Source organism: Brevibacterium sp. SMBL_HHYL_HB1 (assembly GCF_018208375.1).
GTDB classification, from domain to species: domain Bacteria; phylum Actinomycetota; class Actinomycetes; order Actinomycetales; family Brevibacteriaceae; genus Brevibacterium; species Brevibacterium intestinavium.
Window position 1 is genome coordinate 204,633 of record NZ_CP062936.1, and the last position, 26,803, is coordinate 231,435.

Here is a 26,803-nt window from a genome sequence, read left to right on the forward strand (position 1 = left end):
GCCGTTTATGCGCAATCAGCACAATGCTCACATTGATTCAGTCGACGCGAATGCGGATTCTGAGCTGGTCGTCCACGATTACCTCGACCTCTATTCCTCGGCGAGGAAGAAGGACAAGGGGTGGATCCTCGACGAGATCATGATCGTCACCGGATGGTCGCGGGACCATGCCCGTCGCCGTCTGGCCCAACTCGCCGTTGCTGCCGGGGCCGGCGCACCGTCTCCGGATGCGGCGAGGGGTGTCCGACCGCAGCCGCGGTGCTCCAAGTACTCCGCGGAGTCCCGCGCGCTGCTGGTCACGGTGTGGGAATGGTCCGGCTACCAGAGCGGGAAGTATCTGGCCGCGGCGATGCCTGCTCTGCTCGACGCGGCGGAGCGCCACGGTGCGCTCGTGCCCGGTCGCGGGGGATACAGCAGTGAGGTCCGTGCCGAACTGCTCGCCGTCAGTCCGGCATCGATCGACCGGTACCTGCGCACCACCAGAGCCGGTGACTATCGCGAGCGGCGCGTGTCGACGAAGCGGTTCACCACCCCCAGCGAAGGATTCCTCGACCTCGCCTCGGGCGCGAACGAGGCGGAACCGGGCTTCTTCCTCATCGACACCATCGCCCACGCAGGGCCGACCCGGCCGGGCAACTGCGTGTTCACCTTCAGCGCCACCTGCCTGCACACGGGGTGGGTGTTCACTCGCAGCCTCGAGGACAACTCCCCCGGTGCCGCCGTTGACCTGCTCGAATGGTCGCTCGACGAGGTTCAGGGGATCCCGTTCTGGGTCAACGCGATCGAGCTGAGCAACGAGGCCGAGCCCGTCCACGAGGCGATGGGGCGGTGGGCCGAGAACCTCGACATCCGCTTCAGTCCTGTGTTCAAGAACCACCGCCGCGACCGTCTTCCCGAGGCCTCGCGGCATCAGCACCTCGTTCACGAGTACGGCAGCATCTGCCGCTACGACACGGATGAGGCCAGGCATGCGCTCAACGAGCTGTGGCGAGCCGTCGACGATCGACTCAACTACTTCACACCCACCCGCAAACCGGTCGGTTGGGACGACGACGGTCGCGGTGGGCAGTGCCGCGTCTACGACGAACCGAGCACGCCGTACCAGCGGATCCGTGCCGCCGGCGTGATGTCGTCGCTTCAGGAAGCCGAGATCATCGACTATGCGAACGGGCTCGACCCGGCGCGTCTGACCGAGGAGATCGTGTTCTGGCAGAAGCGTCTGCAGGAGCTGGCGGCCTGACAGCGCCGAGGCGGGGCCGGGTCGGCGGGTCGGGGCCGGGGCGGGCGGTGTGCCGGGGAATCGCTCGCGCTGCTCCAGATGTCGTAGCCTCGAACTATGCGCTCCGATCCCTCTGACCAGCAGACCTACACCTCGGCCCTGTTGGGCCTGGTGTGGTCTGCCATGTTCGGGTTCTCCGCTTTCTTCTTCAGCTATTCGACGATGGTCACGATCGCCGCGGCCAACGGGCTCTCGACCGTCACCGGCGGTTCAGTGCTGACGACGATGATGCTCGGCGTCATCGTCGCCCAGCCCTTCGCTCCCTGGGCCGGACGGGTGTTCGGCTTCAAAGGTGCGCTGATGTTCGCGCTCGTCCTGCAGTTCATCGGTCAGCTGCTCGGGCTGTTCGTCACTCCGGCCCTGCTGGCGCTGGTGCTGGCCAGTCTCTGCGGAGGCATCGGCTTCGGACTCTTCGTCGTCCTCGCCAACGCGGCGGTGCCCGGGACGACCTCGGCGGGACGGATCGGCAAGGCACTCGGCTTCTTCGGCGGGATCACATCCCTGGCCGCGGCCGTCGGTGCCCCGTTGGGGCTGTGGCTGGTGGAGACGATTCCGATCTGGATCTTCCGCCTCATCGTCTGCGCCTGCCTGCTGGTGGCCATCCCGACGGTGCTGAAGTTCGTGCCCGGGCGCTCGCCCCGGTCAGCGACGGACTCGGCGGCTGCCACGGGCTCCGGTGACGCAGATGTGAGGATCCGGTCCGGACGCAACGAACGGCGCAGCCTGCGGTGGGCGGGACGTCGGGCCGGGGAAGCTCTCGGTCTCGTGCTCATGCTCTCCCCGTTCCTCGTCGGCATGATCGTCTTCGGGCTCATCATCGGATTCGGTCCCGGCGAAGACGTGGCCGGAGCGGCCCTGTTCATCGCGGCCATGCAGGTCTCGGCCGTGATCGGGCGCTTCATCGCCGGCTCCGTCGCCGACAGCTTCCCGCCCTTCGCCCTCAACGTCCTCGGTCTCGCGCTGGCCGCGATCGGCCTGGTCTGCGCCGTCGTGCTCTACGGCGGCTTTCTGTTCGTGGCGATGCTCATCATCGGCTTGGGGCTGGGCACCATGCAGTCAGCGAGTCTTGTGATGGCCTTCGCCTCGGTCAGCTCTCCCAGCCGGGCCAGTGTCGCGTGGAACATGAACTTCGACGTCGGCCTCGCCGTCGCCGGTGTGCTCGGCGGCATCGGCTTCACCTATCTCGGGTCCTCGTCGACCTTCCTGCTGTGTGCGCTGCTTCTGCTGCTGGCCGGTGCGCTGTCCTGGATCTCACGGACTCTGGAATCGAGGCGATCGGGTCGGAGCTGACGGGGTCAGCGGCGGGTTCTCGGTGAGGGGAGTCGGTGTTGTGTGCGCTTGACCCGTCGACCTCGGGCCCGGAGCCTGCGTGCCTCGGGGATGAGGACTGCGGAGACGGCTGCGAGGAAGATCAGCTGCATGATGGTGCGCGGGACGAGCGTGTCGTCCCAGGGCGGATGCTCAGCGGTCAGCGCCAGGTGCACATTCGCGGGAAACATGACGATGAGCATCAGGCCCAAGCCGATCGCCGCCCAGATGCGCGTGGGACGAACCAGAAGTCCCGCGGCGCCGAGGAGCTCGAGGATGCCGGTGACGGTCACGAGTGCGGCGGCGCTCGGGAGCCAGGGCGGGACCATGGCGATGAGGGCATCGCGCATGCCTGCGAAGTGAGAGATGCCGGTGACGGTGAACATCACCGCCAAACCCCACCGGATGGCCACCGGCCATGGTTTGAGCCCTGGACGCGACACATGTCCGATGACGCGGACGAGGGCGGTGGTCAGCAGCAGGAACAGCAGCGGTGCCATTCGGTCCTCCCGGGACGGATGCGCAACGGATGACAGAGACTTGATCAGATGAGACGGACTTGACACTGACAAGATTGGCACTTGGCGATGATCTTGTCAATGAAAAGTTTGCTCGGGTACGATCGAACTGTGACGTATCATCATGGGGATCTGCGGCGGACGCTCCTTGCCCAGACCGCCTCGGCGATCGCCGAGGACGGTGTGGCCCGACTGAGCATGCGGGCCCTGGCGAAGCGGGCGGGTGTCTCGAACGCCGCGCCGACCTATCATTTCGGGGACAAGGCGGGACTGCTCACGGCACTGGCGGCGGAGGGGTTCGACCTGCTGGCCGATGCGATGACCGGTGCCGCCGAGGAGCAGGGGCTGGTGGCGCGAGGGGTCGCCTACGTGGAGTTCGCGCTGAGATGCCCCTCTCATTTCACGGTCATGTTCCAGCCTCGGCTGCTCCACGACGACGACCCCGAACTCACGGCCGCGCGGCAGCGGGCCTGGGCCGCGCTCTCGGTCGGGGTCGCCGAGGTCCGCTCAGTCCCCGACGGTGACTTCGGAGTCGCCTCGTGGTCGCTCGTCCACGGTTATGCCACCCTCGTGCTCAGCGGGGCGGTCGAAACCGACGATGCGCTCCAGCAGGCTCGCTCCGTGGCGGCTCATCTGGTCTCGGGAACAGACGGGCAGGCCGGAACCGGACAGGCCTGAACTCTCAGGCTCACCGGCCGAGGCCGGGTCAGCGACCCGTCGACTTCTTCTGCCCCGGTTCCAGGCCGTGGGAGTTCCGACTGAAGAACGCTCCGATGATGCCGAGGATTCCCACGCACGCGGCGACGAAGAACGCGACATTCGCCCCGTGGATGAGTCCGGAGACGCCGTAGGTCTGCGGATCCCGTGCGGCCGAGGCCATGATCGTCACCAGTGCCGCAGTGCCGACCGAGGCGGCGATCTGACGCATGGTGTTGTTGAGCGCGGTGCCGTGAGGGATGAGGTGGGAAGGCAGCTGGTTGAGAGCGGCCGTGGTCACCGGCATCATCACCATGGCCACGCCGAACATCCGCACTGTGTTGACGATGGCCAGGTAGAGGAACGACGTGTCCGGTTCCAGACGGGCGAACATGAACGTCGTGCCCGTGAGCAGGATGAATCCGGGCACGGCCAGCCAGCGCGCGCCGACGGCGTCGAAGATGCGGCCGGTCACCGGCGACATCAGTCCCATCACCACTGCGCCCGGCAACAGCGCCAGTCCCGATTCCATGGCCGAGAACGTGTTCATGTTCTGCATGTACAGGGGCAGGACCATCATGCCGCCGACCATGACGATGAACACGCACATGCCCAGCAGGGTGTTGAGGGTGAACATCCGATAGCGCAGGATGCGGAACTCGAGGATCGGCTGCTCGAGCTTGAACTGACGGTAGATGAACAGGGTCAGTGAGATCGCGCCGATGGTCAGGGGGAGGAGCACCTCGGTGCTGATCCACCCGGCGTCACCCGCTGTTCCGAAGCCGAAGAGCAGGCCGCCGAAGCCGAAGGTGGAGAGGATGATCGAGGTGACGTCGAGGCGCGGGAAGGTCCGCTCAGTGACGTTCTTGAGCATGAAGTAGGCGATGACGAGGTCGATGATCGCGATCGGCAGCATCATGTAGAACAGAACCTGCCACGGCATGTGATCGACGATCCAGCCCGAGAGGCTGGGGCCGATGGCCGGGGCGAAGGCGATGACGAGTCCGAAGGTGCCCATGGCCGAACCGCGCTTCTCGACCGGGAAGATCGCGAACAGGATCGTCTGCATCAGCGGCATGACAATGCCGCCGGCCGAGGCCTGGATGACGCGTCCGATGAGCATCACCGGATAGACCGGAGCGATCGCGCAGATGAGGGTGCCGACGATGAACAGCCCCATGGCGGTGAAGAAAAGACCGCGCGTGGTGAACTTCTGGATGAGGAACGCGGTGACCGGGATCATGATGCCGTTGACGAGCATGAAGCTCGTCGTCACCCACTGTGCGGCACCGGCGGTGATCTCGAAGTAGTGCATGAACGCCGGCAGGGCGGTGTTGAGCAGGGTCTGGTTGAGGATGATGACGAACGCGCCGGAGACGAGGACGGCGAGGACGATGTTCCGGTTGATCGGGGCGCCCTCGGCTTCGTTCTGCTGGCTACTGTCTCCGTTCGTCAATGGCATCCCTCACCCATTCATTCGCTGCGTATCGTCTTTTGGCGACAGCTCATCTTCGGAGGTCGGCTGCTGCGGCCCCTCATTGCGCCCAGAAAGTCAATTCCCAAGTTATATAACTGTCTCAGGCAGTTTAGCGCACGACCCTCGCCGAGGCAGAGCCGGGTCACTGTGATTTCACCTACCCGGCTGCGAGCCGATATCGATCGTGCGGGTAGGTGTCGCGCAGAGGAGGCGGAGCTCGACGTTTTGCGCAGATGGGAAGACAGCGAGGAGTTCGGCGGGGCGGCCGCAGTGGGGACAGCCGCAGCAGGCCGGGCGCGGTGGACGTCTCCTGCCGGCGGATGTCTCCTGCGGGTGGATCCGGCTGGATCTGGACCGGCATTCCGAAGTGGATCCACCCGCAGGAGACATCGGTGACGCCGCGAACGCCGCTGATGCCGCGAACGCCGCTGATGCCGCGAACGCCGCTGATGCCGCGAACGCCGCTGATGCCGCGAACGCCGCTGACGCCGCGAACGCCGCTGATGCCGCGTGCGCCGCGATCTCAGGCGAGGCGGCTGGGTGGCGACTGCGTCTTGTTCGGGTCCGTCTCCGGCAGGTCGCCGAGCACCTCGTCGATGCGGGTGAGCACATCGGCGTCGAGTGTGACTCCGGCGGCTTCGGCGTTCGACGCGATCTGCTCGGGGCGCGAGGCTCCGACCAGCGCGGTGGAGACATTGTCGTTGGCCAGCACCCAGGCGACGGCGAGCTGAGCCATCGTCAGTCCCAGATCCGCGGCGATCGGTTCGAGCCCGGCCACTGCGGTCAGGGTTTCGTCGTTGAGGTAGCGGCTCTTGATGGAGTCCGCGCCTCCGCCGGCCTCATCCGTGGCCCGGGATCCGGCCGGTGCCGGTTGGCCGGGCTTGTACTTTCCGGTGAGTGCGCCCTGGGCGATCGGCGACCATACGACCTGGGAGATGCCCAGTTCCTTCGACGTCGGGATCACCCGGTCCTCGATGACGCGCCAGAGCATGTTGTACTGCGGCTGATTCGACACGAGTTGGATGCCGAGATCCCGGGCCAGATGGTGGGCCGCTCGCAGCTGATCGGCGTTCCATTCGCTCACGCCGATGTAGAGGGCCTTGCCGGCCCGGACGATGTCGGCGAAGGCCTGCATCGTCTCCTCGAGCGGAGTCTCGTAGTCGTAGCGGTGGGCCTGGTAGAGGTCGACGTAGTCGGTGCCGAGCCGACGCAGCGATGCGTCGATCGACTCCATCATGTGCTTGCGCGAAAGCCCCGTGTCGTTGTGGCCCTTCGGTCCGGTGGGAAAGTAGACCTTGGTGAAGATCTCGAGTGATTCGCGCCGCTGCCCGGCCAAGGCATCGCCGAGGACCTCTTCGGCCACGGTGTTCGCGTAGACATCGGCGGTGTCGAAGGTCGAGATGCCCGCGTCGAGTGCGGCATGCACGCACTTCTTGGCCGTGTCGTTCTCCACCTGCGAGCCGTGGGTGAGCCAATTGCCGTAGGTGATCTCGGAGATCTTGAGTCCGCTGTTTCCCAGATATCTGTGCTCCATGACCTCAGCCTACGACCGTCTCGGTTGCTCTGGAACCCCCGAACCGGCAGGAGCGCCCGCCCCGAGCGACGGCGGCCAGGGGCTCAGAGTTCGAGGAACCCACCGGTGTCGCGCGCAGGCGTCGACGGGGAAGCGTGCTCTGCGATGTGGCCGCGCAGCGTGTCCGCGAACGCTGCGGCGTCGCCTGAGCGCAGATGGCGAGTCAGCGCTTCGTGTTCGGCGATGATCTCCTCGCAGCGTTCGAGCAGACGGTGTCTGATCGTGAACAGGGTGAAGCGGTGACGGTCGGACAGCTGTGAGTACATCTCGAGCATCACCCGGTTGTCCCCGGCCTCGACGAAACCGCGGTGGAACGCCAGGGTGAGGTCGATGAACCGGGCGACGTCGCCCTCGGCGAAGGCGGCACGCTGCTGGTCGATCGACTCCTCGAGGCGCTCGGCCAGGCGCCGGCGCAGCTGGTCGGGGGCGCGGTCGACCGCGGTCGTCTCAAGGACGTAACGAGCATCGGCGAGCTCGACGATCGTGCGCTCGTCGATGCCCTGGACGATGGCCCCGCGCTTGGGGTAGATGAGGATCCACCCCTCGTCCTGCAGTCTGGCCAGAGCCACGCGCACCGGGGTGCGACTGACCTCGATCTCTGCGGCCAGAGCCGCCTCGCCGAGCATGGTCCCCGGAGCGTGGACGCCGCTGAGGATCTGGCTGCGGATGGCCCGGTAGGCCCGTTCGGCCGCGCTCAGCGACTCCTTCTTCTCACTCATTGCTGTTCGTCTCCGCTCCTTCCCGTGTCCCGGATCGCTCATTCCTCGGCCCCGGATCGATCGGCCGCCGTGGTCTCCTGCTCCTTCGTCATCGCCGCACGGGAGCGACCGCGTCCCGGCCAGTGCAGGTGAGGGACGGCTGGGATGGCGAAGCCTGCGGCGATGAGGAGGACGAACGTGGCCATGAGGTTGATCCAGAGGAACCCGCCGGCGCCGAGGACGGAGCCGGCCATCGCGGCCATGACCGCCCCACCGAGGTTCATCGCAGAATCAGACGCCCCCTGCAGCGTCACCTTCGCCCGCGCCGGCACCGAGCAGGTCAGCAGCGCCGAGCCGCCGATGAGGAACATCGACCAGCCCACCCCGAGCAGGGACAGGGCGGTGCTGAGCAGGAGCATCGAGGACTCCGGGGCCAGGGCGTCGATGACGCCGAGGGCGATCGTGAGAGTGAAGATGCCCGCGCCGACGGCGATGACGATTCCGGGCCCCCATTTGTCGGCCATCCACCCGAAGACGGGGGACAGGGCGTACATGCCGGCGATGTGGATGCTCACGACGATGCCGATCGCGCCGAGGGTGAACTGCTGATGGTCCATGTGCACCGGAGTCATGACCATGACATTGGTCATCATCATCTGCCCGGCGATGATCGTGACCATCGCGAACAGCGGCACCGGCCGGGCCAGGGCGAAGCGCAGGGCCTCGCCGAGCTTCATCGGCGCTCGGGCAGGATCCGCCTCGGCGCTGGCCTGCCCGGAATCGTCCGCCGAGGCGGCTGTGCCGCTGCCATCGTCAGCCTCGTCCGCGCCTTCGTCGGGCCGAGCGGTGCCCGCGGTGATCGTCTTCGTCAGGGTCGAGGCGAAGAGCGTGGCGAGGGCGAAGGCGGCCATCGAGATGAGATAGGGACCGGCCAGGCCGTTCATGCCCAGGGTCTCGCCGAGGTGGGCCCCGGGTGCGGTGAAGCTGGGCCCGAGCACTGATCCGACGGTGGTCGCCCACACCACCAGTGACATCGCCCGTCCGGCTGCGGCGGGATCGGCCAGATCGACGGCGGCGTAGCGAGCCTGCAGGCCGGAGGCGGTCGAGGATCCGCACATCATCATCCCGAGCATGAACAGCGGAAGGAACTGGAGGGCGACGCCGATGAGGACGACCACGGCCCCGAGCGTGCCGATGCCGAAGCCCAGGGTCAGCGCCTTCCGGCGTCCGGAGCGGCGGGCGAGGACGGCCAGCGGGTAGGCGATGAGTCCGGCGCCGAGGATGACGCTCATCTGCGCGAACCCGGCCATCGCAGTCTGTCCGGTGATCTCCTCGGCGAGCAGTCCGCCGACGGCGTAACCGGAGGCGATGCCGGCTCCGGAGAGCAGCTGGGCGGTGATGAGTTTGGCCTGTTCGCGGATGTGGCTGGTCATCGATGTCTCGTCTTCATGTGGTTCAGGGGCGGTCAGTCGGTCTCCGGCATGCGCGGCTCGGTGGGCCGAGGCCGGTGATCCGTGGCCGGTGGTTGTGGGCGTGCGCGGCCTCAGGTCGTGCGGTCGTGCACCAGCCCAATCTATCTTGCATGCATCTTGGATACAAGATGTGGCTGAGTGCCGAATGGCTCGTTCAAGGCCGCGCTCAGATATGGAAGCGTCCACGATTTCTTATCTGCGCGCCGCCTTGAATGAGCTCCCTCGGAGCGGGCAGGGGCCCGAGCTGGCTTAGGTCACTGGAAGGTGGACGGAGCGCGGCCGATCTCGCGGGAGAATGCGGCCGAGAACGCCGCCGGTGAGGAATACCCCAGGCGTTCGGAGACCTGCGTGATCGAATGGGAGCTGAGCAGGCGCAGACTCACCAGCACCCGCGCTCGGGTCCTCCACGCCGCAGGGCTCATGCCGATCTGCGCGCGGAAAGCGCGGTCGAGGCTGCGTTCGCTCATCCGCAGCTCCTCTGCCCAGTCCCTGTTGCTCAGCCTCAGGCTCGGGCGCTCGAGATAGTCCGTGCAGGCCCGCCGCAGCGCCGGATCGCGGGGGAGGGGGACCTCGAGCGGCACCGCCGAGGCGCGCTGGAGTTCTGACAGGATGAGCGCGAAGACATGATGCTGATGGGACGTCAGCGACTCGGTGAGTTCGAAGGAATCGGCACGGCGCAGCAGCTCACGCAGCAGCGAGGTCACCGTGACGACCGTGCACCGCTCCGGCCACCAGGGGACGCTCGCCGGTTCGATGTAGAGGCTCCAGGTCGTGACATCGAGGAACCGCACGAGGTGGTCGGTCTCGGCGGGAATGAGCACCGCCTGGTGGGTCGGCACCGTCCACGACCCCTCCTGGGTCTCGACGAGCATGACTCCCGTCGAGCCGTAGAGCAGCTGCGCTCGCCGGTGGCGGTGATAGGGCAGCACCGTATCGGGCGGATACCGGGTCCCGACCGGCAGCACCTCCCAGGGGTGGGAGTCGACGTCATCGATGGCTGGAGTGCGCACGACTCGATCCTAGTGGCGAAGTCTCGAAAGAATGCGACAGAGTGTCGATTGCCTGCCTGATGGCGGTGGGCTGGAATGGACGAGTGGAATTTCTCGGACTCGTGCTCATCGGCTGCCTCGTCGGGCTGACGACCGTGCTCTTCGGCTTCGGCGGCGGCTTCGTCACCGTCCCGATCATCACCCTCGTCGACGCCGACCTCGGACATGACACGGCGCGGGTGGCGGCTGCCACCTCGGCGCTGGTGATGCTCGTCAACGCCATCGTCGCCACCGTCTCGACCCGGCGGGAGACGCTGGCGCACCTCAAGGGGCGCTGGTGGCTGCTGGGGCTCCTGGGCCTCGGCGGGGCACTCGGGGCCTTCGCCGGACGATTCGCTCCCGAAGCCCTGCTGCAGTGGGGGTTCGTCGCCTACATCGCGGCCACGGCCATCGACCTGCTCGTCCGTCCGGGGTTCTTCCGGCGAAAACCAGCGGTCGTCAATGAGGTCGGCGCAGCCAGCGAGGGCGGGCGCGGGATCTCCGCGGCCTGGGGCGTGCCGATCGGCGGTCTGGCGTCCTTCCTCGGCGTCGGCGGCTCGGTGATGACGGTGCCGATGATGCGCCGGTCCGGGGCGACGATGACTGTGGCCACGACCCTGGCGAACCCGCTGACCTTGGTGATCATGTCTCCGGCCGTGCTCGTGACGATTCTGACCCCGGCCTCGATCGAGGCTGCCGGAATCGTCGGCTCACTCGACCTGTTCGCCGCCGCGGCCCTGCTCATCGGCGGGCTGCCGATCATCGTGTTCCTGCGCCGCCGGGTTCCGAAGATCCCCGAGATCCTCCATGCTTGGGGGTACTTCGTCCTGCTCATCGCTGCCGGAGTCGTCGTCGCCGTGGCCTGAGGTGCTCACATGAGCGCGAGCATGCCCGCCATGCCGAGGCCCATGACGGCATGGCAGAGTGTGTGGATGCCGATCCGGCGCGAGCGCACGAGCAGGAGCAGCCACCAGACTGCGGCGAGTGCGGACAGGGCGATCGCGACCCAGTTGACGGCCGTCGCCCAGTCGGGGGTCTGGGCCATCGCCTGTGCCATATCGGATCCGCCGGAGTGGGCGTGGTCGCCGTGGTGGGCGTGGTCGCCGGAGTGGGCGTGGTCGCCGTGGTGGCCGGCGTGCCCTTCGCCGCCCGCATCGCCGTGCGCGCCATCGTCCATGGGGTGGGCCATCAGGAGAGGCATCGCCAGGAGCATCCACACCATTGCGGCATTGAGCACGATGTGTGAGGCGAGGCTGATCCTCGGTGTCCGTCCCCTGAGTCCGACCCCTCCGATGATCATGACCACGGTGAGGACGGCGAAGAATGCGACCTGCCCCCATGTGGCGATCGTTCCCGTGCTGACCCAGACCATGGCGATCATGCCGATGCTCATCACGAGGTGGTTGGAGTGCACGATCAGATCCATCCGGGCCGCGCCGACGTCCGGACGTGTCGGACTCCGAGTCTCGTTCCAGTGTCTGAGGACGTGGATGAGGCAGACGAGTCCGGTGAATGCGAAGGTCGCTGTCAGAATGAGGGACCAGGGAAACGAGATCATCCCGGAATACTACACGTTGTAGTAGTGTGATGCATAACGGCAGCTCGCGAAGTGCGTCGCGGCGGCTCCTGCGGTGCGTCGCGGGGGCGCCGTCGCGCGTCTGAGCGGTTCAGCGGTGCGAGGCGGGTCCCGGGTGGGAGGTGTGCCGATCGTCAGGCCGACCGGGTATCCTCTGTGATACGACATACCGACGAGCGAGAGCGGAAGATGAAGCGCAGGAACAACGGCGAACTGGAGAACGCAGTTCTCACAGCACTGTGGGAGCGCGGCGAACCCATGGCGGTCGCTGAGCTGCAGTCCGCTGTGTCCGCGCCGAAGCCTGCGTACACGACGATGATGACGGTCCTGACCCGGATGGAAGACAAGGGTCTGATCACCCGTGAGCGGGTCTCACGGTCGCTGATGATCAGCCCGGTGCGCTCTCAGGCCGCGACCGCGGCTTCTCGGATGTCGCAGACGCTGCGCGACTCGACCGACTCCCGTGAGGTGCTGATGTCGTTCATCGGCTCGCTGGATGATGACGAGATCGAAGTCCTGCGCTCCTTCGTCCGCGACTGATCCGGACCGGCATGCTCGTCACGGCGATCGCTCTCCTCGTTGCGGCTGCCGCTGTCTTCTTCTTCTCACCGGTCGTCCTCTCCTACGGGAACTGGCAGTCCCGACGGCCGAGCCTGGCGCTCAAGGCCTGGCTGGCCGCGCTGATCGGCGGCCTGCTGCTCAGCGCCGCCGCCGTCATCGCGCTCATCGCCGGCGCCCTCGACGCTGAGAGCACAGGCGCCGGCTCACAGGCGCTGGTTCCGTGGATCGCCGGTTGGGTGGCCCTCTCCGCGGCCGGAATCGTGCTCGCTCTCGTGCTCAGCGCATCGGACGACTTCGGACGTCGGCTCAAGGCCGAAGCCCAAGTCCTGCGCTCGAGGTGGACGGACTGGTACATCGATGCGCCGTTTCGCATCGTCACCGTCGACGATGACGACCCCCGCGCCTGCTCGCTGGCGGGCCGACCGCCCGAGATCTACCTGAGCACGGGCATGCGCCGTGTCCTCAGCGATGACGAATGCGCGGCGATCATCGCCCATGAGAAATCGCATGTGCTGCGACGGCACAATCTCGTCCTCCGGGTCGCGGCGGTCAACTCCGCCAGTCTGCCTCGGCGACTGCCCGTGTCCCAGCGGTTCCGGGCCAATGTGCTCACCCTGGTCGAGATGATCGCCGATGACGATGCGGTGCAGGCGACATCGGCGGCCACGGTCAGAGGTGCCCTCGAGACCATCAGCGGTTTCAGCGGCGATGCCTCGCTGCGCCTGCGGTCGCTGCGGCTGCGGCGCATGCACCTGGGAACCGGCTGAATCGCGCTCGAGCCACATCTACTACACTGTTTCGTAATATGGTGGACACGACGACGGCAGTTCGCGGCGAACCGGCCAGCGGAACCGACACAGCCAAAGCACCTGCAGCCGCAGCAGTGCTCACGATCTCAGTTATCGCCGCGACTGTCGCGATCATCACCGGGATCCTCGCCGGCCCCGAGGTCTACACCTCGATCGCACGGGGGTTCCCGGGCTCCGCGGTCGTCGTCCTCGTCGCGGTGCTGCGGTCCGTGCACGAGGTCTTCTCCGTGCTGTCCTTGGGCATGCTCGCCGTCGTGCTCATGTTCACCTCCCGCACCACCCGGCCGGGGTGGTCGCGGACCAGCATGACGGCGCGCGGACTGCTGCGGGCCTTCAGCGCGATCTGGGCGACTGCGGCGCTGCTGCTCACCGTCGTCGACGGACTCAACACCAACGGGATGACGCTGGCGGCACTCAACGATCCGGGACAGATGGGCTTCGCCCTGACCGGGACCTTCTATCCGGCCGCCTGGCTCATCGTCACCGTCGCGGCGTTCATCGTCTTCGCCGTGTCCCTCCTCGCCGAGTCCTGGGCCGCCCATGCGGTGAGCCTGTGGATCGGCATGGTCGCCATCCTCGCCCCGGTCGTCATCTCCCAGGTTCTCGTCGGACCCAACCACGATCTGGGCGAAGACGCGGCGATCATCCAGACTCCGCTGGCGACAGTGGTGCTCGGGCTTCTGGCCGCCGGGGTGCTCCTCGAACTCGTCCACCCGCATTGCGGGGCCCTCGGCCGAATGGCCCGGTCCAAGCTGATGTGGGTGGGAATCATCGTCATCGCCTGCGCCGACGTGGTGATCTCGGTGTTCAAACTCGCCGGGACTCCGCTGCTCGACTCGACGACAGGCTGGCAGCTGCTCACCCGCTGGGCGGCCCTGGCCGTCATCGTCATCGCCCTGGTCGCGGCCGCCCCGGCGAAAGTGCGGAACGGTGCGCATCACGGGGATGCGAGCCCCGCCTCGGCGCGGTCGGGATCGGCACGGACCGGTGCGGCGCGGGTCGGCGTGCTCGTCGGGGTCACGGTCTGGGCGGCGATGACGGCGTCCATGGTGCTCGTGCCCTCTCCGAACTACTTCGCGCCCAACAGCACCGTGGCCGTGTTCCTCGGCTACACCGTCGAGGCCGCCCCCGATCCGATCGTCCTGCTCACGCACTGGCGGATCAACCTCCTGCTCACCTCGGTCGCGGTCGCCGCCATGACCGCCTACGGCTTCGGTGTGCTCAGGCTCCGCCGCCGAGGCGACTCCTGGCCGGTGATCCGGACGATCTGCTGGATGACGGGGTGGATCATCACCATCGTGCTGATGAGCTCGGGCCTGGGCAAGTATTCCCCGGCCGACTTCGGCATCCACATGATCGTGCATATGACGCTGAATATGCTCATCCCGTCCTTGCTCGTCGGAGGCGGGCCGATCACGCTCCTGCTGCGAGCGACCACCGGCACCGGCCGCCTCGGGCGGCAGATCCACGCTCGGGTCAACCAGCTCATCGCCTGGAAGGGGCTGCGTATGCTGCTCCACCCGCTGTTCGTGTTCGTCGTCTACGTCGCCTCGTACTACGCCCTCTATCTCACGCCGCTGTTCGGCGAGATCATCCGGTACCACTGGGGCCATCAGCTGATGAACGTGCACTTCATCATCGTCGGCTACATGTTCTTCTCGCTAGTCGTCGGCGTCGACAAGCTGCCGATCGAACTGCCGCACATCGGTCGGCTCGGCTATGTCATCGCCGCCATGCCCTTCCACGCGTTCTTCGGCATCGTCCTGATGATGACGAACACTCCGGTGGCGCAGAACTTCTATCGCACCCTCGATCTGCCCTGGCTCGACATCGCCGCCGAACAGTACTTCGCCGGCGGCATCGCCTGGGCCGGAGGAGAACTGCCCCTGCTGGGTGTGGTCATCGTCTTAGCCGTCCAGTGGACGAAACAGGACAAGCGGGACGCCCGGCGCTTCGACCGCCACGAGGACGCGGGCCTCAGCGATGAGTTCTCGGCCTACAACGACATGCTGCGCAAGCTGGCCGAACGAGACGGGGTCGTCGCTGCCGACAGCGAGTCGGACGCGGCCGCGGATTCGGTCGCGAGCAGCGCGGACTCCTCCGCCGAGGCAGGGCCGGAGACGGCCGCGAACACGCCCGCAGGAAGCGCGAACTCGGCCGCGAGCAGCGCGGCGCAGGAAGGAACGAACGAACGTGAGCAGTGACAGCACGGTCCGTGAGGACAGCTCGGCGCAGTCGACGGGACTGACCGGCGGGGTCGATATCGACATCACCGGGATGACGTGCACCGCCTGCGCCCGTCGGGTCGAGAAGTCGTTGAACCGCATCGACGGAGCCACCGCGTGGGTGAACTTCGCGACCGAACGCGCTCGCGTCACCGGCCTCGACGACCCCGAGGTGGCCCTGGCCGCGGTGAAGAAGGCCGGTTACGGGGCACAGGTCCACAGACCCGGCGACGATGCCTGGTCCCAACGCGCCGCCGAGGTGCGGCTGAGCTCCCTGCGCCGACGCCTCATCCTCGCCACCGTCCTCACCGTGCCGCTCATGGACGCCACCATCGCGCTCGCGCTGGTCGAGGCGTGGCGGTTCCCCGGCTGGGAATGGGTCTGCGTCCTCGTGGCCCTGCCGATCGTGACGTGGGCCGCCTGGCCGTTCCACCGCTCAGCGTGGAAGAACCTGGTCAACCGCACGACGAACATGGACACCCTGGTGTCCCTGGGCATCATCGCCGCCTTCGGCTGGGCGGTGGTGACCGCGGCCTTCGGCTTCAGCGGACCCGATGCCTGGCTGGGACTCGGGGTCGTGCCCGACGGCGCCGATGCCCTCTACCTCGACGTGGCCGCCGGAGTGACGACGTTCCAACTGGCCGGCCGGTACTTCGAGACCCGGTCACGGCGCAAAGCCGGGGACCTGCTGGCCGCGCTCAGCGATCTGGCCCCGAAGACCGCCCGCGTCCGCGGTGAGAACGGAGCCTTCGTCGACACCCCCATCGAATCGGTCCGCCCCGGCGACATCGTCCTCGTCCGCCCGGGCGAGACCGTGCCCGTCGACGGCACGATCGTCGACGGCACCGCCGAACTCGACACCAGCAGCCTCACCGGCGAACCGGTGCCTGTGCCCGTGGCCGCCGGCGATCGCGCCGTCGGCGGTTCGTTCGCGACCAACGGGCAGATCACGATCGGCGCCGAGGCCGTCGGCGCCGACACCCAGCTGGCGCAGATCGCGACGATGGCGGAGAAGGCGCAGTCGCAGAAGGCCCTGGTCGAGAGCCTCGTCGACCGGATCACCGCGGTCTTCGTCCCGGTCGTCCTCGTCCTCGCCTTCGTCACCCTGCTCGTGTGGCTGCTGCCGCTGGGGCACTCACCATCGCGGGCGATCGGGGTCGGCATCTCCGTGCTCATCATCGCCTGCCCCTGTGCGCTCGGTCTGGCCACCCCGACCGCACTCATGGTCGGCATCGGCCGGGGCGCCCGCTCGGGCATCCTCGTCAAGGGCCACACCGCGCTCGAGGCCAGCGGCCGGATCGACACGGTGCTGCTCGACAAGACCGGCACCGTGACCACAGGAACCCTGCAGGTCGCGGGGTCGTGGCTGCCCGAAACGGACCGCAGTCAGCTGCTGGAGAGGATCGCCGCCCTCGAAACGCGGTCGGAGCATCCGGTCGCCCGCGGCATCCTCGATCACCTCCGATCACTCGCCGAGGCGGGGGCGGCCAGCGCCGGCACCGCCGCCGCGGTCACGGACGTGACCGTGCTGCCCGGGGTCGGGGTCGAAGGCGTGGTCGATGGGCATTCGCTCAAGGTCATCAGCGTCTCCGCTGCCGCTGAGCAGGCCGATCTGGGTTCGGAGCTCGCCGACTGGACGAGTGCCCAGGCGCAGGCGCAGCGCACCGTCGCAGTCGTCATCGACGATGGGACTCCGATCGCCGGATTCGCCCTCAGCGACGACATCAAGCCCGGCGCCATCGCCAGTGTGGAGCGGCTGCGGGCCCTGGGGCTGCGCACCGTTCTGCTGACCGGTGACAGCTCGGCTCCCGCCGGTGTCATCGCCGAGAGGATCGGCACCGAAGAGGTCATCTCCGAGGTCCTTCCGGGCGACAAGGCCGCGGTCGTGACCTCCCTGCAGGAGGACGGTCACCGAGTGGCGATGGTCGGAGACGGCATCAACGACGCCTCGGCGCTGGCCGCAGCCGATCTCGGCATCGCCGTGGTCACCGGTTCGGACATCGCGATGAAGTCGGCCGACATCATCATCGTCCGCGACGACCTCGGCGCCATCGCCGAATCGATCATGCTCTCCCGCAAGACGCTGGGCACCATCCGCGGCAACCTCGTGTGGGCGTTCGGCTACAACGTCCTGGCGATCCCGATCGCGATGTTCGGCCTGCTCAACCCGCTGATCTCGGCCGCCGCGATGGCGATGTCCTCGGTGTTCGTCGTCTACAACAGTCTGCGTCTGCAGCGGGTGAAGCTGCACCCCTGAACGGGTGAGTCGCTCCGATTGTCACTCGGTCATTCGGTCGAGCGCGTCGGCAGCCGGGACGGTGCGGCCGCGCCGGAATCCGGGAGGAGCCGCGGAACGAGACGGACGAGGACGACCATGGCCACCAGCTCGACGAGCGTCTGGGTGACCACGACGAGCGGGGCCAGGGCGAAGCTCGCTGGCAGGGCGAGGACCAGCGGCAGGACGACGAGCGAATTGCGAGTCACCCCGCTGAAGACGACGGCCCGCCGGCCGGGAACATCCAAACCGGCGACCCGTGCGGAGACCATGCCGATGACGACCATGATGACGGCGAAGAGACCGTAGACGGGAACGGTCAGCATCAGCGACCCCAACTGTGCGCTCACCTCGGCGATCTGGGAAGCCACGACCACGCCGAGCGTGATGACCACGAGCGGAACCATCGCGGCCGATGCCGCCCCTTCCCAGACCTGCGCCCGGCGGGTGCGATCCGCCGCGAACTGGGTCAGTGCCGCAGCCGCGAGGGGAAGGACGATGATGAGTGCGAAGGCCTCGACGAACGGTGCGTATTCGACGGAGGCGACGAACTCGGAACCGACGAAGAGCCACAGACAGACGGGAAGCAGCAGCATCTGAGCGACCATGAGCAGCGGTGAGGCCGCGAGCAGACGCCTCTCGTCGCCACCGGCGAGACCGGCGAAGACGATGACATAATCGATGCACGGAGTGAGCAGGACGAACAGCACTCCGACCAGGAGCACCTCGTCGTGGGCGACGATCCGGGCCAGCGCCCAGACGACGACGGGGACGACGGCGAAGTTCACGATGAGGATCGTGGTGAGGAATCTCCAGTCGGCGAAGGCGCTTCCGATGCGGGAGAACGGGACGCCGAGGAATGTGACATACAGCAGCAGAGCCAGCACCGGATGAATCGCGACCGCGGCCGGGTGCGCCGCCGAGGGAGCGAGGAGGCCGACAAGACCGCCGAGGATCAGGCCCGCGAGGTAGAGCGGAACCTGATGTCGGTCCATCCACGCCACAGCAGATTGCATGCAGGTCCACTCCTGTCCGATCGTCCGGAGACGATGCCCATCCTATGACAGTCCGCGTCCACGCCGGCAGGCCTCGCTGGCCCCTCGGTGAGCAGCCGGGTTCAGCTGTTCCAGCGCCGGGTCCGCAGCACCGGAGGCAGTCCGAAGTAGATCGGCGGACGAGCAGAGGCCGGGCCGCTGTCGCCGGCCGAGGCCTCGCCGGCCGGGCCGCTGTCGCCGGCCGAGGCCTCACCGCTGGAGGCCTCACCGTCCCACGCTTCACCGGGCTCGCCCGGCAGCCCCAGCGCCCAGGCGCTCTCCCAGCTGATCAGCTCGCCGGCATGGCAGACGGGATCGCCGCCGCTCGAAGGCGGCTCGGCCCACGTCCACAGGTTGACTCCGTACTCGATCAGCGTGAGCCTCTCGCCGACTTCCCGGGTGGAGTTGTCCCTGACCAGCCCCCTGCGCAACCGCTCCGAGGTCTCCTCGAGTTCGGTCCACCCGTCCTGCCGATGCGGCAGGAACACCCACGTCCCCGCGGGGACGCGCTCGGCCACGAGCTCTTCGGGCCCGATGACGTCGACGGAAGGAGTCCCGACAGAAGACGCCTCGACGGAAGCCCCCTGGAGAGAAGCAGCCTCGGCAGTCGCCCCCGCACCAGAGACACCCGGCGCACCGGACGGGTCCGCGAACTCGGCCAGCAGCTGGCCGAAGCATGCTTCGGCCACGGCGGGGGAGGGGACGACGATGAGCAGGTGGGCCGCCTCGGCGCGGATCTCATCGAGGCGGAGGTGAGTGAACGCGTTCGTCCGCATCTCCGCGAGCACCTGCGTCCAGTGCCCGGGCATGGTTCCGCGGGAGAGGAAACCGCTGGTCCGCGGACGCTCCTCATCGTGTCGCATGGTCCGTCCTCCTCGCCGAGGCTGCTCATCATCTCCTTCCATCATGCCCCTTCGCCTCGGTGACGGCCACGACCGGATCGGTCCCGTAACGAATCGGTCACTTTGCCCGCGTCGTCGGTTACGCCGGGGAGGCGGAGGAATATGATCGCCGAAGTGGAGCGGGCATCGGCATCTGGGCCGCACTCGGTCCACGACCACATTCCGACTCCACCTGCCGCCCGGCTCCGAGTACCACGACGGGATCCCGATGTCCTCATCTTCCTCCTCCGACCCTGCCTCGAGGCGTGTTTCGGCGCGCCTGTCCTCTCGCGTTCTCCTCGCGCTCATCAGTCTGCTGACCATCGCCCTTGTGGCCGGATGCGCCGAGGCCGGCGACGCGAATGCGACGTCCGATGACTCCGCGTGGTCGACCGAGGAGGACCCGACACCGCAGGAGAACCGGAACTCCGGTTCCGACGACGACGACGCCGAGGACGACGAAGACGCCGAGGCGGCCGCGGAGGACAGCGAAGACAGCAGCGAAGGCGGCGAGGACGACAGTTCGGAGGTGGGTCGGGCGGGCAGCTCGACGCCGGGCACAGCGCTGGCGATGCTCGACGAACTCACCATCAAGGGCCGGGCGCCGAAGACCGGTTACGACCCGGACCTGTTCAGATGGCGTTCGGACGCCGACCACAACGGCTGCGACACCCGCAACGATGTGCTCCGACGCGATCTGAAGAACATCACGCTCAAGGCCGGAACCAAAGGCTGCGTCGTCATCGCCGGGGATCTGGCCGATGACTACAAGGGTGAGACCTTCGCCTTCGATCGGTCCCCGAACAACATCGACATCGACCACATCGTCGCCCGCTCGAACGCGTGGCAGACCGGGGCGGCGGACTTCGACGAGAACACCCTCAAGGAGTTCGGCAACGATCCGCTCAACCTGCTCGCGGTGAGCTCGAACCTCAACCGTCAGAAGGGCGATGGGGACGCCGCGACCTGGCTGCCGCCGAACAAGAGCTACCGCTGCGAATACGTCGCCCGCCAGATCGCGGTCAAACACAAGTACGGACTCTGGGTCGTCGAGGCGGAGAAGACCGCGATGGAGCGCGTGCTCACCGACTGCGACGAGCAGCCGGCATTCTCCGAAGACTCATCCTGGCCCGCCCCCGGCGACGGCGACAACGTCACGACCGCGCAGGAGACGAAGAAGCCGGCGAAGCCCGAGGGCTCCTCCGAGTCGTCGGGTTCGAAGGGTTCGACCGGCTCCGGCTCCTCCGGGTCCTCGAACGGGTCGACGCATTACAAGAACTGCACCGCCGCGCGTGAGGCCGGTGCCGCACCGGTGCGCGTGGGCGACCCGGGGTACGGCTCACCTCGATCGCGACGGCGACGGCATCGGCTGCGAGTAGCCGACTCAGCGCCGGGCTGCTGGCCTGCCCGATGGATCCCGGTGTGTTCTGGATCTCAACTGTTCGGTAATCTGATTCCTGACCCACGGCTCTGAGGCTTCCTCTCTTCGAAGCGGTCAGAGCCTCAGCCTGTGTCGCCGACGATGAGGAGACTGATCATGTCCGGATTGGACACCGCCCTGACGCCTCTGCGCTTCCTCGAGAGGTCGCTCGAAGCCCACCCCGAGCGGGAAGCGATCATCGACGGTCCCCGGCGCTTCACCTACCGGCAGATGGCCGACACCGTCCAGCGCCTGTCCGAAGGGCTCAAACGCCGCGGACTGTCCGACGGTGACACCGTCGCCGTGCTCGCGCCGAACAGCGCCGAGGCGCTCATCGCCCACTACGCGGTGCCGCTGGCCGGCGGTGTGCTCGTCATGCTCAACACGCGCCTGGCCCCACCCGAGATCGACTACATCCTCGGCCACAGTCAGGTGAAGTTCCTCTTCGGTGATGCGGGCCTCCTCCAACCGGTCGTCGACGCCGGCGCAGCGAGCGGGGTCGAGGCCATCGTCGTCCACCCGGACGAAGACGGAGCGCCGGGCGAACTGAACCCCACGGACGGTCGGGTCGAAGCCTATGCCGAATGGACCGCCTCGGCGCCGGAGAACCCGCGGGCCTGGGAAGTCGAGGATGAGACCGCGACGATCACCGTCAACTACACCTCGGGCACCACCGGCCGGCCGAAGGGCGTGATGTACACCCATCGCGGCGCCTACCTCAATTCGCTGGGCGAAGTCATCACTCAGGACTTCGCCCCGCGCACCCGCTACCTGTGGACGCTGCCGATGTTCCATTGCAACGGCTGGTGCACGACCTGGGCGCTGACCGCGGTGTCAGGCACGCATGTGTGCCTGCGGGCCGTGCGTGGCACCGAGGCCTGGCGACTCATCGACGATGAGAACATCACCCGTATGGCCGGCGCCCCGGTCGTGCTCAACACCATCGCCGGGGCCAAGGAGGCCCACACCATGGACGGTGCGCTGTCGATCACGACCGCCGGTGCCCCGCCGTCGCCGACGACGATCGCGCTGCTCGAAGAGCTCGGCATCGAGGTCATCCACGTCTACGGGCTGACCGAATCCTACGGACCCTATTCCGTGTGCGAACCGCAGCCCGAATGGATCGGCCTGCCTGTCGACGAACGCGCGGCCCTGAAGTCGCGACAGGGGATCGGCATGATCAGCGCCGACCGCATGCGCGTGGTCGAAGTGCGCGACGACGATGTGCTCACCGATGTGCCGGCCGATGGGGCGACGATGGGTGAGATCATCATGCGCGGCAACAACGTCATGAAGGGCTATCTGGGCGCCCCGGAAGCCACTGCCGAGGCCTTCCGCGGCGGGTGGTTCCACACCGGGGACCTCGCCGTGATGCACCCGGACGGCTATGTGCAGATCCTCGACCGCGCCAAGGACATCGTCATCTCCGGCGGTGAGAACATCTCGACGATCGAGGTCGAGCAGGCCATCGTCGCCCATGAGTCCGTCGCCGAGGCAGCCGTCGTGGGCATGCCCGATGACAAGTGGGGACAGCGGCCGCTGGCCTACGTCGTGCTGGGGCCCGGCGCCGAGGTGGACGAGGCCGGACTCATCGCGTTCGTCAAGACCCGCATCGCCTCCTACAAGGCGCCGAGCGCCGTGGAGTTCGTCGTTGCCCTCCCGACGACCTCGACCGGGAAGATCCGCAAGAACGCGCTGCGGGAGCGGGCGCAGGGATAGTCCCGGCCGGGCTCGTCGGGCAGCCTCAGGCGTTCGGCAGGGGCACGTTCTGCAGGCGCAGCTGACCGCGGGAGAGCTGCTTGCCGGTGGCGGAATCGGTGATGATGACCTCCCACAGCTGCTGGGTCCGACCCTGATACAGGGCGTTGGCCTCGACGTCGACGCGGGCGCCGGTGCTCGGACGCAGGAAGTCGGTGGCGTTGTGGACGCCGACGGCGAATTCCCCGCGATCGGCCACGGCGTGGCTGGCGCCGATGCTGGCGGCGCTTTCGACGATGGACGTGTAGACACCGCCGTGGATCACGCCCCACGGGGTGTAGTGGTCCTCACCGAGTTCGGCATGGTCATCGCTCCTCGCAGTTCCGATTTTCAACGTCGAGGTCAGCCTACAGAAGCGGTGTCGTCCTGCCGCACATTCTCAAAGCGCTCAATGCCCCTCCGGTGGCATGATGTCGGATGAAGCCCGTCGCGCGATGGCGGCGACTTCGTGGAGCACCTCGGCAAGCCTCTCTCGGTCGTGGGAAGACAGGCTCGTCGCCAACTCGCTCGAGGCTTCGTCCACGGGCGCATAGAACTCCCGCAATTCAGCGAAGCGGTCCGAGGGAGTCAGTCGGGCCGAGCGCCCGTCTTCGGGGTTGCTGTCCCGGACCAGCCACCCGTCTTTGACCAGACGCGAGAGGATCCCGGTCAAGGTGGCGCGGTGATAGCCGGTCCGCTCTGACAGATGCGAGGGCGTGCACGGACCGTCCCGGTCGATGACGTCGAGAATATCGAGGTCGCGGGGATTGAGCCCGGCGGCCATCGCGACTCTGTCGTTGACGATGCGCAGTTCGATGCGCAGCACTCGAACGGCTTCTCGGAGGCTGTCTGCTTCGCTCAACGCTTCCGTCCTCTGCGCTCGGTCGTCGGCGCAACGACCGAGCGCGAATAGTCATTGCTCGTCAGCAGGCTGACCATGGCGGCGGCCAGATCGGGTCGAGACGTGGATCCGCGGGTGGGGTTGCCGGGCTCGAGGCGGTAATCGGAGACGGCATCGGTGTCGATCAGGCGTCCGGGACGGACCACGGTCCAATCGATGTCGCGGACAGTCTGCAGATACTCCTCCATCGCCCGCATGTCGGCGTAGAGAGTTCTCCCGATGACTCCGCGCAGAAGAGGGAAGACCAGATGATCTGCGAACCAGTTCATCGGCGGAGGCGGATACGTCAGTCCGGCGCTGACGACGATGAGCCGGCTGCTGCGCTCACTGCTGCGCATGGCATCGACAATATTCCGGGTTCCTTCGGAATAGACGGTGATCGCCCGGCGACGGTAGGGCGACCCGAGTGCGGAGATGACGGCGTCGGAGTCTGCGACTGCTTCGGACACACCCGCGTTGCTGACGGCATCGGCGCGAGCGAATTCCAAACCGGGGTCGTCAGGCAAGGGGAGCGGGTCATCGCGTCGACTGACGGCGGTGACTGTATGTCCAGATCTCAGGGCTTCCCTGCATACCCAGAGCCCTGTCGGACCTGCTGCGCCGAACACGCTGATACGCATCCGAACCTCCTGGCAACTCAGTTGGCGAACGGTATAGTACGGAAATCATACTATCTTTAGTATGAAAAACATAGTACTCTGCTGCAGTGGATGCTGTGGCAGAGACGCCGAACGCGCCCCTGGCTCCCTAGCCGATGAGGCTCAGGCACTCGGTGACGATGTCCGAGAGGATGCGTGTGTTCGCTGCGAGTTCGGAACCGGCCGGGTTCTGCGGAGTGGCCAGCAGGAGGGAGCGGGAGAATGCCGGATCCTCGATCGGCAGCAGCGCGACCCCGGGATGGTGGCCCATCGAGGCCAGCAGCGGGACGAGGCCGACGACCATCTCCGCGGCGATCATGCCGAGCATCACCGAATAGTCATCGGTGCGGAACTCGACCTCCAGCTGATGTCCTGCGGCCTTGAAGGCGTCGACGACGACGGTGTCGATCGGATCGTCCCGGGTCGCGCCGAGCAGCCAGTTCTCGTCCTGCAGGCTGACCAGCGTATCCACGTCGACCGACTCCCGGCCCGCCAGAGGGTGGGAGACCGGCAGCGCCAGGTGCATCGGCTCGCGGAACACCTCGGTCGTGGTCACGGTGTCGGTGAAGGGCAGATCGTAGCCGGGCACCGAATAGAGCAGAACGGCATCGTAGTCGTGCTGATTGACATGCGCGACGAGCTGGTAGATCTCCTCGAGCGTGCTGTCGATGTGCAGACCGGCGAGCTTCGACTTCTTCACGGTCGACGGCAGCAGCGCCGAGGCGGCCGTGGGGAAGGTGCCGAACTTCATCCGCGTCAGTCCGCTCTGCGCATGCGCGCGCACATCGTGCAGCGCCCGCTGGGACAGGGTGAGGATCCGCTGGGCCCGATCGAGCATGATCTGCCCGGCCGTCGTCAGCGTCGACCCTCGTGTCGAGCGCTCGACCAGAGCGGTGCCGCAGAGCCGGTCGAGGTTGCGCAGGTGGTAGTCGACCGAAGGCTGACTCCACCCCAGCTGCTTGGCCGCGCGGGCGACCGAGCCCGTCTGGGCCACGGCGGTCAGAGCCTGCAGCTGACGAAGATCGAGCATGCCCCGATCCTACGCCGTCCGAACACTGCGCTCCATATAGTGTATGGAGCGAACCAGAGATCTGGGGGATTCCCTCGACCGCTTCCATCCGTGACGATGGCCCTATGCTCGAATCGCTTCTGGACACATCGCACCGCCTCGGACACCGTCGCTTCCAACTCGATCAGGATCAGGCTCCCTATGCCGCTGCCCTGAGTGCACTGGCGGCCCGCGATTCGACCAAACTCATGGTCCCCGGCCACGGCGGCACGGACGCCGGCATCAGCGAGCTGCTGACCGACTTCATCGGCGAGAAAGCGATCCATCTCGATGTGCCCATGCTGCTCGAGGGCATCGACCTCGAGGACGATTCCCCGTTCGCCGAGTCCCTGGCCCTGGCCGCCGATGCCTGGGGAGCCCGCCGCACCTGGTTCCTCACCAACGGCGCCTCCCAGGCCAACCGCACCGTCGCGCTCGCCGTCGCCGGCCTCGGCGAGAACGTCATCGCCCAGCGCAGCGCCCATTCGAGCTTCAGCGACGGAGTCGTACTCGCCGGCCTCAACCCCAGCTACGTCCTGCCCTCGGTCGACTCCGCCAACGGCATCGCCCACGGCATCTCCGTCGCCTCCCTCGACAAGGCCCTCAGCCGCGCCGAGGACGACGGTCGCCCCGCCTCGGCGGTCTACATCGTCTCCCCGAGCTACTTCGGATCCGTCGCCGACATCGGCGGCCTGGCCGAGGTCGCCCACACCCATGGGGCACCGCTCATCGTCGACGGCGCCTGGGGTCCGCACTTCGGGTTCCACCCGAGCCTGCCAGAGTCCCCGACCCGCCTCGGCGCCGACCTCGTCATCTCCAGCACCCACAAGCTCGCCGGATCGCTGACCCAATCGGCGATGCTCCACCTCGGTAAGGGCCCCTTCGCCGAGGTGCTCGAATCGCTCATCGCCCGCGCGATGACGATGACGGCCTCGACCTCGTCCTCGGCGCTGCTCATGGGCTCGCTCGACATCGCCCGTCGCGCCCTGGCCACCGGTGAGGATGCGATCGGCGCCTCGATCGACACGGCGATCCGCTTCCGCGAGCTGCTCGAGACCGATGAGCGCTTCGCCGATATCGGCGAGGGCTTCGCCGCCTTCCCCGACATCGCCGAGACCGATCTGCTGCGCGTGCCCATCGACGTCTCGGCCACCGGCATCAGCGCCCACTGGATCCGCGACCGGCTGATGACCGAACACGACCTCTACTTCGAGATGTCGACCGACACAACGCTGGTGGCCGTCATCGGTGCGGGCAAGACCCCCGATGTCGACTCCGTCTTCGCCACCCTCATCGGCGTCATCGAATCGGACGAGGGCCAGGCCCAGTCGAGCACCGGCCGCGCGCAGACGGACTTCCCGGAGCTGCCGGCTCCCGGGCCGGTGCGCGTGCGCCCCCGCGAGGGCTACTTCGCGGCCACCGAGATCGTGCCCGCCGCCGAGGCCGTGGGCCGGATCTCCGCGGACTCGCTGGCCGCCTACCCGCCGGGAGTGCCCAACGTCATGCCCGGAGAGGAGATCACCGCCGAAGCAGTCGACTTCCTCACCGCCGTCGCCGCCTCCCCGTCCGGCTCCGTCCGTGGAGCCGTGACCTCGAGCGTCGACAGCTACCGGGTGCTCAAGGGCTGAGATCCTGCTGGACCTGCGGGC

At 67.3% G+C, this 26,803-nt stretch carries 24 protein-coding genes; 11 read left to right on the plus strand and 13 right to left on the minus strand.

Going from position 1 to position 26,803, the window contains the following annotated elements; all coding sequences use genetic code 11:
* Positions 1 to 7: 7 nt before the first annotated feature.
* Together IG171_RS00945 and IG171_RS00950 are read left to right on the plus strand one after the other, a co-directional pair.
* On the plus strand, positions 8 to 1,240 hold the full coding sequence (locus tag IG171_RS00945) for an integrase (RefSeq protein WP_212129151.1): 1,233 nt from the start codon (positions 8 to 10) through the stop codon (positions 1,238 to 1,240).
* 96 nt (positions 1,241 to 1,336) lie between these two features.
* Positions 1,337 to 2,569: an MFS transporter gene (locus tag IG171_RS00950; protein WP_212129153.1), complete on the plus strand. Its 1,233-nt coding sequence runs from the start codon at positions 1,337 to 1,339 to the stop codon at positions 2,567 to 2,569.
* Between the two features lie 5 nt (positions 2,570 to 2,574).
* Here the strand turns inward: IG171_RS00950 and IG171_RS00955 are convergent, their stop codons facing one another.
* Entirely contained in the window at positions 2,575 to 3,087 is a 513-nt protein-coding gene (locus tag IG171_RS00955) for a MauE/DoxX family redox-associated membrane protein (RefSeq protein ID WP_212129156.1), read from the minus strand.
* A 129-nt stretch (positions 3,088 to 3,216) separates the two neighbouring features.
* On the opposite strand from IG171_RS00955, the gene IG171_RS00960 reads away from it, so the two are divergent.
* Positions 3,217 to 3,783 carry a TetR/AcrR family transcriptional regulator gene (locus IG171_RS00960; protein ID WP_212129158.1) on the plus strand — a complete coding sequence of 189 codons (567 nt, stop codon included), beginning with the start codon at positions 3,217 to 3,219 and terminating at the stop codon, positions 3,781 to 3,783.
* A 28-nt stretch (positions 3,784 to 3,811) separates the two neighbouring features.
* Here IG171_RS00960 and IG171_RS00965 read toward each other — a convergent pair whose 3' ends face one another.
* The 5 genes from IG171_RS00965 to IG171_RS00990 form a co-directional block, all read right to left on the minus strand.
* Positions 3,812 to 5,263 (minus strand): MDR family MFS transporter, encoded by a 1,452-nt coding sequence (locus IG171_RS00965; RefSeq protein ID WP_212129160.1) that lies wholly within the window; start codon positions 5,261 to 5,263, stop codon positions 3,812 to 3,814.
* 538 nt (positions 5,264 to 5,801) lie between these two features.
* Positions 5,802 to 6,812: an aldo/keto reductase family protein gene (locus tag IG171_RS00975; protein ID WP_212129162.1), complete on the minus strand. Its 1,011-nt coding sequence runs from the start codon at positions 6,810 to 6,812 to the stop codon at positions 5,802 to 5,804.
* 83 nt (positions 6,813 to 6,895) lie between these two features.
* The gene (locus tag IG171_RS00980) at positions 6,896 to 7,570 is read right to left on the minus strand and encodes a GntR family transcriptional regulator (RefSeq protein WP_212129164.1); all 675 of its coding nucleotides are present in this window, start codon (positions 7,568 to 7,570) and stop codon (positions 6,896 to 6,898) included.
* Between the two features lie 38 nt (positions 7,571 to 7,608).
* Positions 7,609 to 8,982, minus strand: a complete 1,374-nt coding sequence (locus IG171_RS00985; protein WP_212129166.1) for an MFS transporter — start codon at positions 8,980 to 8,982, stop codon at positions 7,609 to 7,611.
* 293 nt (positions 8,983 to 9,275) lie between these two features.
* Complete coding sequence (locus IG171_RS00990) at positions 9,276 to 10,031, minus strand: helix-turn-helix transcriptional regulator (RefSeq protein WP_212129168.1); 756 nt, start codon at positions 10,029 to 10,031, stop codon at positions 9,276 to 9,278.
* A gap of 83 nt (positions 10,032 to 10,114) precedes the next feature.
* Here IG171_RS00990 and IG171_RS00995 point away from each other — a divergent pair, with 83 nt between their 5' ends.
* Positions 10,115 to 10,915, plus strand: coding sequence for a sulfite exporter TauE/SafE family protein (locus tag IG171_RS00995; protein ID WP_212129170.1), 801 nt, complete (start codon positions 10,115 to 10,117; stop codon positions 10,913 to 10,915).
* Positions 10,916 to 10,920: 5 nt separating this feature from the next.
* Here the strand turns inward: IG171_RS00995 and IG171_RS01000 are convergent, their stop codons facing one another.
* Positions 10,921 to 11,607 (minus strand): DUF5134 domain-containing protein, encoded by a 687-nt coding sequence (locus IG171_RS01000; protein ID WP_212129172.1) that lies wholly within the window; start codon positions 11,605 to 11,607, stop codon positions 10,921 to 10,923.
* 207 nt (positions 11,608 to 11,814) lie between these two features.
* On the opposite strand from IG171_RS01000, the gene IG171_RS01005 reads away from it, so the two are divergent.
* The 4 genes from IG171_RS01005 to IG171_RS01020 are packed head-to-tail and all read left to right on the plus strand — an operon-like array spanning position 11,815 to position 17,477.
* Entirely contained in the window at positions 11,815 to 12,165 is a 351-nt protein-coding gene (locus IG171_RS01005) for a BlaI/MecI/CopY family transcriptional regulator (protein WP_212129174.1), read from the plus strand.
* 11 nt (positions 12,166 to 12,176) lie between these two features.
* A complete protein-coding gene (locus IG171_RS01010) occupies positions 12,177 to 12,953 on the plus strand; it encodes a M56 family metallopeptidase (protein ID WP_212129182.1) in 777 nt (258 codons plus the stop codon).
* A 38-nt stretch (positions 12,954 to 12,991) separates the two neighbouring features.
* Positions 12,992 to 15,199 carry a cytochrome c oxidase assembly protein gene (locus IG171_RS01015; protein ID WP_212129184.1) on the plus strand — a complete coding sequence of 736 codons (2,208 nt, stop codon included), beginning with the start codon at positions 12,992 to 12,994 and terminating at the stop codon, positions 15,197 to 15,199.
* A complete protein-coding gene (locus IG171_RS01020) occupies positions 15,189 to 17,477 on the plus strand; it encodes a heavy metal translocating P-type ATPase (RefSeq protein WP_249203907.1) in 2,289 nt (762 codons plus the stop codon). Before IG171_RS01015 ends, IG171_RS01020 begins: the two co-directional genes overlap by 11 nt.
* Positions 17,478 to 17,506: 29 nt before the next feature.
* Here the strand turns inward: IG171_RS01020 and IG171_RS01025 are convergent, their stop codons facing one another.
* Positions 17,507 to 18,511, minus strand: a complete 1,005-nt coding sequence (locus IG171_RS01025; RefSeq protein WP_212129186.1) for a bile acid:sodium symporter — start codon at positions 18,509 to 18,511, stop codon at positions 17,507 to 17,509.
* A gap of 101 nt (positions 18,512 to 18,612) precedes the next feature.
* On the minus strand, positions 18,613 to 19,392 hold the full coding sequence (locus tag IG171_RS01030; protein WP_212129188.1) for a hypothetical protein: 780 nt from the start codon (positions 19,390 to 19,392) through the stop codon (positions 18,613 to 18,615).
* A gap of 247 nt (positions 19,393 to 19,639) precedes the next feature.
* Between IG171_RS01030 and IG171_RS01035 the strand changes: the two genes are divergently transcribed.
* Entirely contained in the window at positions 19,640 to 20,884 is a 1,245-nt protein-coding gene (locus IG171_RS01035) for a DUF1524 domain-containing protein (protein ID WP_212129190.1), read from the plus strand.
* Between the two features lie 63 nt (positions 20,885 to 20,947).
* Positions 20,948 to 22,549 carry an AMP-binding protein gene (locus IG171_RS01040; RefSeq protein ID WP_212129192.1) on the plus strand — a complete coding sequence of 534 codons (1,602 nt, stop codon included), beginning with the start codon at positions 20,948 to 20,950 and terminating at the stop codon, positions 22,547 to 22,549.
* A 25-nt stretch (positions 22,550 to 22,574) separates the two neighbouring features.
* Here IG171_RS01040 and IG171_RS01045 read toward each other — a convergent pair whose 3' ends face one another.
* The 4 genes from IG171_RS01045 to IG171_RS01060 form a co-directional block, all read right to left on the minus strand.
* A complete protein-coding gene (locus tag IG171_RS01045) occupies positions 22,575 to 22,922 on the minus strand; it encodes a PaaI family thioesterase (protein WP_249203908.1) in 348 nt (115 codons plus the stop codon).
* 54 nt (positions 22,923 to 22,976) lie between these two features.
* Positions 22,977 to 23,429 (minus strand): MarR family transcriptional regulator, encoded by a 453-nt coding sequence (locus IG171_RS01050; RefSeq protein ID WP_212129194.1) that lies wholly within the window; start codon positions 23,427 to 23,429, stop codon positions 22,977 to 22,979.
* Positions 23,426 to 24,088, minus strand: a complete 663-nt coding sequence (locus IG171_RS01055; RefSeq protein WP_212129197.1) for an NAD(P)H-binding protein — start codon at positions 24,086 to 24,088, stop codon at positions 23,426 to 23,428. Before IG171_RS01055 ends, IG171_RS01050 begins: the two co-directional genes overlap by 4 nt.
* A 127-nt stretch (positions 24,089 to 24,215) precedes the next feature.
* On the minus strand, positions 24,216 to 25,136 hold the full coding sequence (locus IG171_RS01060; protein WP_212129198.1) for a LysR family transcriptional regulator: 921 nt from the start codon (positions 25,134 to 25,136) through the stop codon (positions 24,216 to 24,218).
* Between the two features lie 104 nt (positions 25,137 to 25,240).
* On the opposite strand from IG171_RS01060, the gene IG171_RS01065 reads away from it, so the two are divergent.
* Positions 25,241 to 26,782 (plus strand): amino acid decarboxylase, encoded by a 1,542-nt coding sequence (locus tag IG171_RS01065; RefSeq protein WP_212129200.1) that lies wholly within the window; start codon positions 25,241 to 25,243, stop codon positions 26,780 to 26,782.
* Positions 26,783 to 26,803: the final 21 nt, after the last annotated feature.

Bases quoted from the DNA above. Each gene is read 5' to 3' on its own strand.
- IG171_RS00945 (WP_212129151.1), top strand. From the start codon at position 8: ATGCGCAATCAGCACAATGCTCACATTGATTCAGTCGACGCGAATGCG.
- IG171_RS00950 (WP_212129153.1), top strand. From the start codon at position 1,337: ATGCGCTCCGATCCCTCTGACCAGCAGACCTACACCTCGGCCCTGTTG.
- IG171_RS00955 (WP_212129156.1), bottom strand. From the start codon at position 3,087: ATGGCACCGCTGCTGTTCCTGCTGCTGACCACCGCCCTCGTCCGCGTC.
- IG171_RS00965 (WP_212129160.1), bottom strand. From the start codon at position 5,263: ATGCCATTGACGAACGGAGACAGTAGCCAGCAGAACGAAGCCGAGGGC.
- IG171_RS00975 (WP_212129162.1), bottom strand. From the start codon at position 6,812: ATGGAGCACAGATATCTGGGAAACAGCGGACTCAAGATCTCCGAGATC.
- IG171_RS00980 (WP_212129164.1), bottom strand. From the start codon at position 7,570: ATGAGTGAGAAGAAGGAGTCGCTGAGCGCGGCCGAACGGGCCTACCGG.
- IG171_RS00985 (WP_212129166.1), bottom strand. From the start codon at position 8,982: ATGACCAGCCACATCCGCGAACAGGCCAAACTCATCACCGCCCAGCTG.
- IG171_RS01000 (WP_212129172.1), bottom strand. From the start codon at position 11,607: ATGATCTCGTTTCCCTGGTCCCTCATTCTGACAGCGACCTTCGCATTC.
- IG171_RS01005 (WP_212129174.1), top strand. From the start codon at position 11,815: ATGAAGCGCAGGAACAACGGCGAACTGGAGAACGCAGTTCTCACAGCA.
- IG171_RS01010 (WP_212129182.1), top strand. From the start codon at position 12,177: ATGCTCGTCACGGCGATCGCTCTCCTCGTTGCGGCTGCCGCTGTCTTC.
- IG171_RS01015 (WP_212129184.1), top strand. From the start codon at position 12,992: ATGGTGGACACGACGACGGCAGTTCGCGGCGAACCGGCCAGCGGAACC.
- IG171_RS01025 (WP_212129186.1), bottom strand. From the start codon at position 18,511: ATGCAATCTGCTGTGGCGTGGATGGACCGACATCAGGTTCCGCTCTAC.
- IG171_RS01030 (WP_212129188.1), bottom strand. From the start codon at position 19,392: ATGCGACACGATGAGGAGCGTCCGCGGACCAGCGGTTTCCTCTCCCGC.
- IG171_RS01035 (WP_212129190.1), top strand. From the start codon at position 19,640: ATGTCCTCATCTTCCTCCTCCGACCCTGCCTCGAGGCGTGTTTCGGCG.
- IG171_RS01040 (WP_212129192.1), top strand. From the start codon at position 20,948: ATGTCCGGATTGGACACCGCCCTGACGCCTCTGCGCTTCCTCGAGAGG.
- IG171_RS01055 (WP_212129197.1), bottom strand. From the start codon at position 24,088: ATGCGTATCAGCGTGTTCGGCGCAGCAGGTCCGACAGGGCTCTGGGTA.
- IG171_RS01060 (WP_212129198.1), bottom strand. From the start codon at position 25,136: ATGCTCGATCTTCGTCAGCTGCAGGCTCTGACCGCCGTGGCCCAGACG.
- IG171_RS01065 (WP_212129200.1), top strand. From the start codon at position 25,241: ATGCTCGAATCGCTTCTGGACACATCGCACCGCCTCGGACACCGTCGC.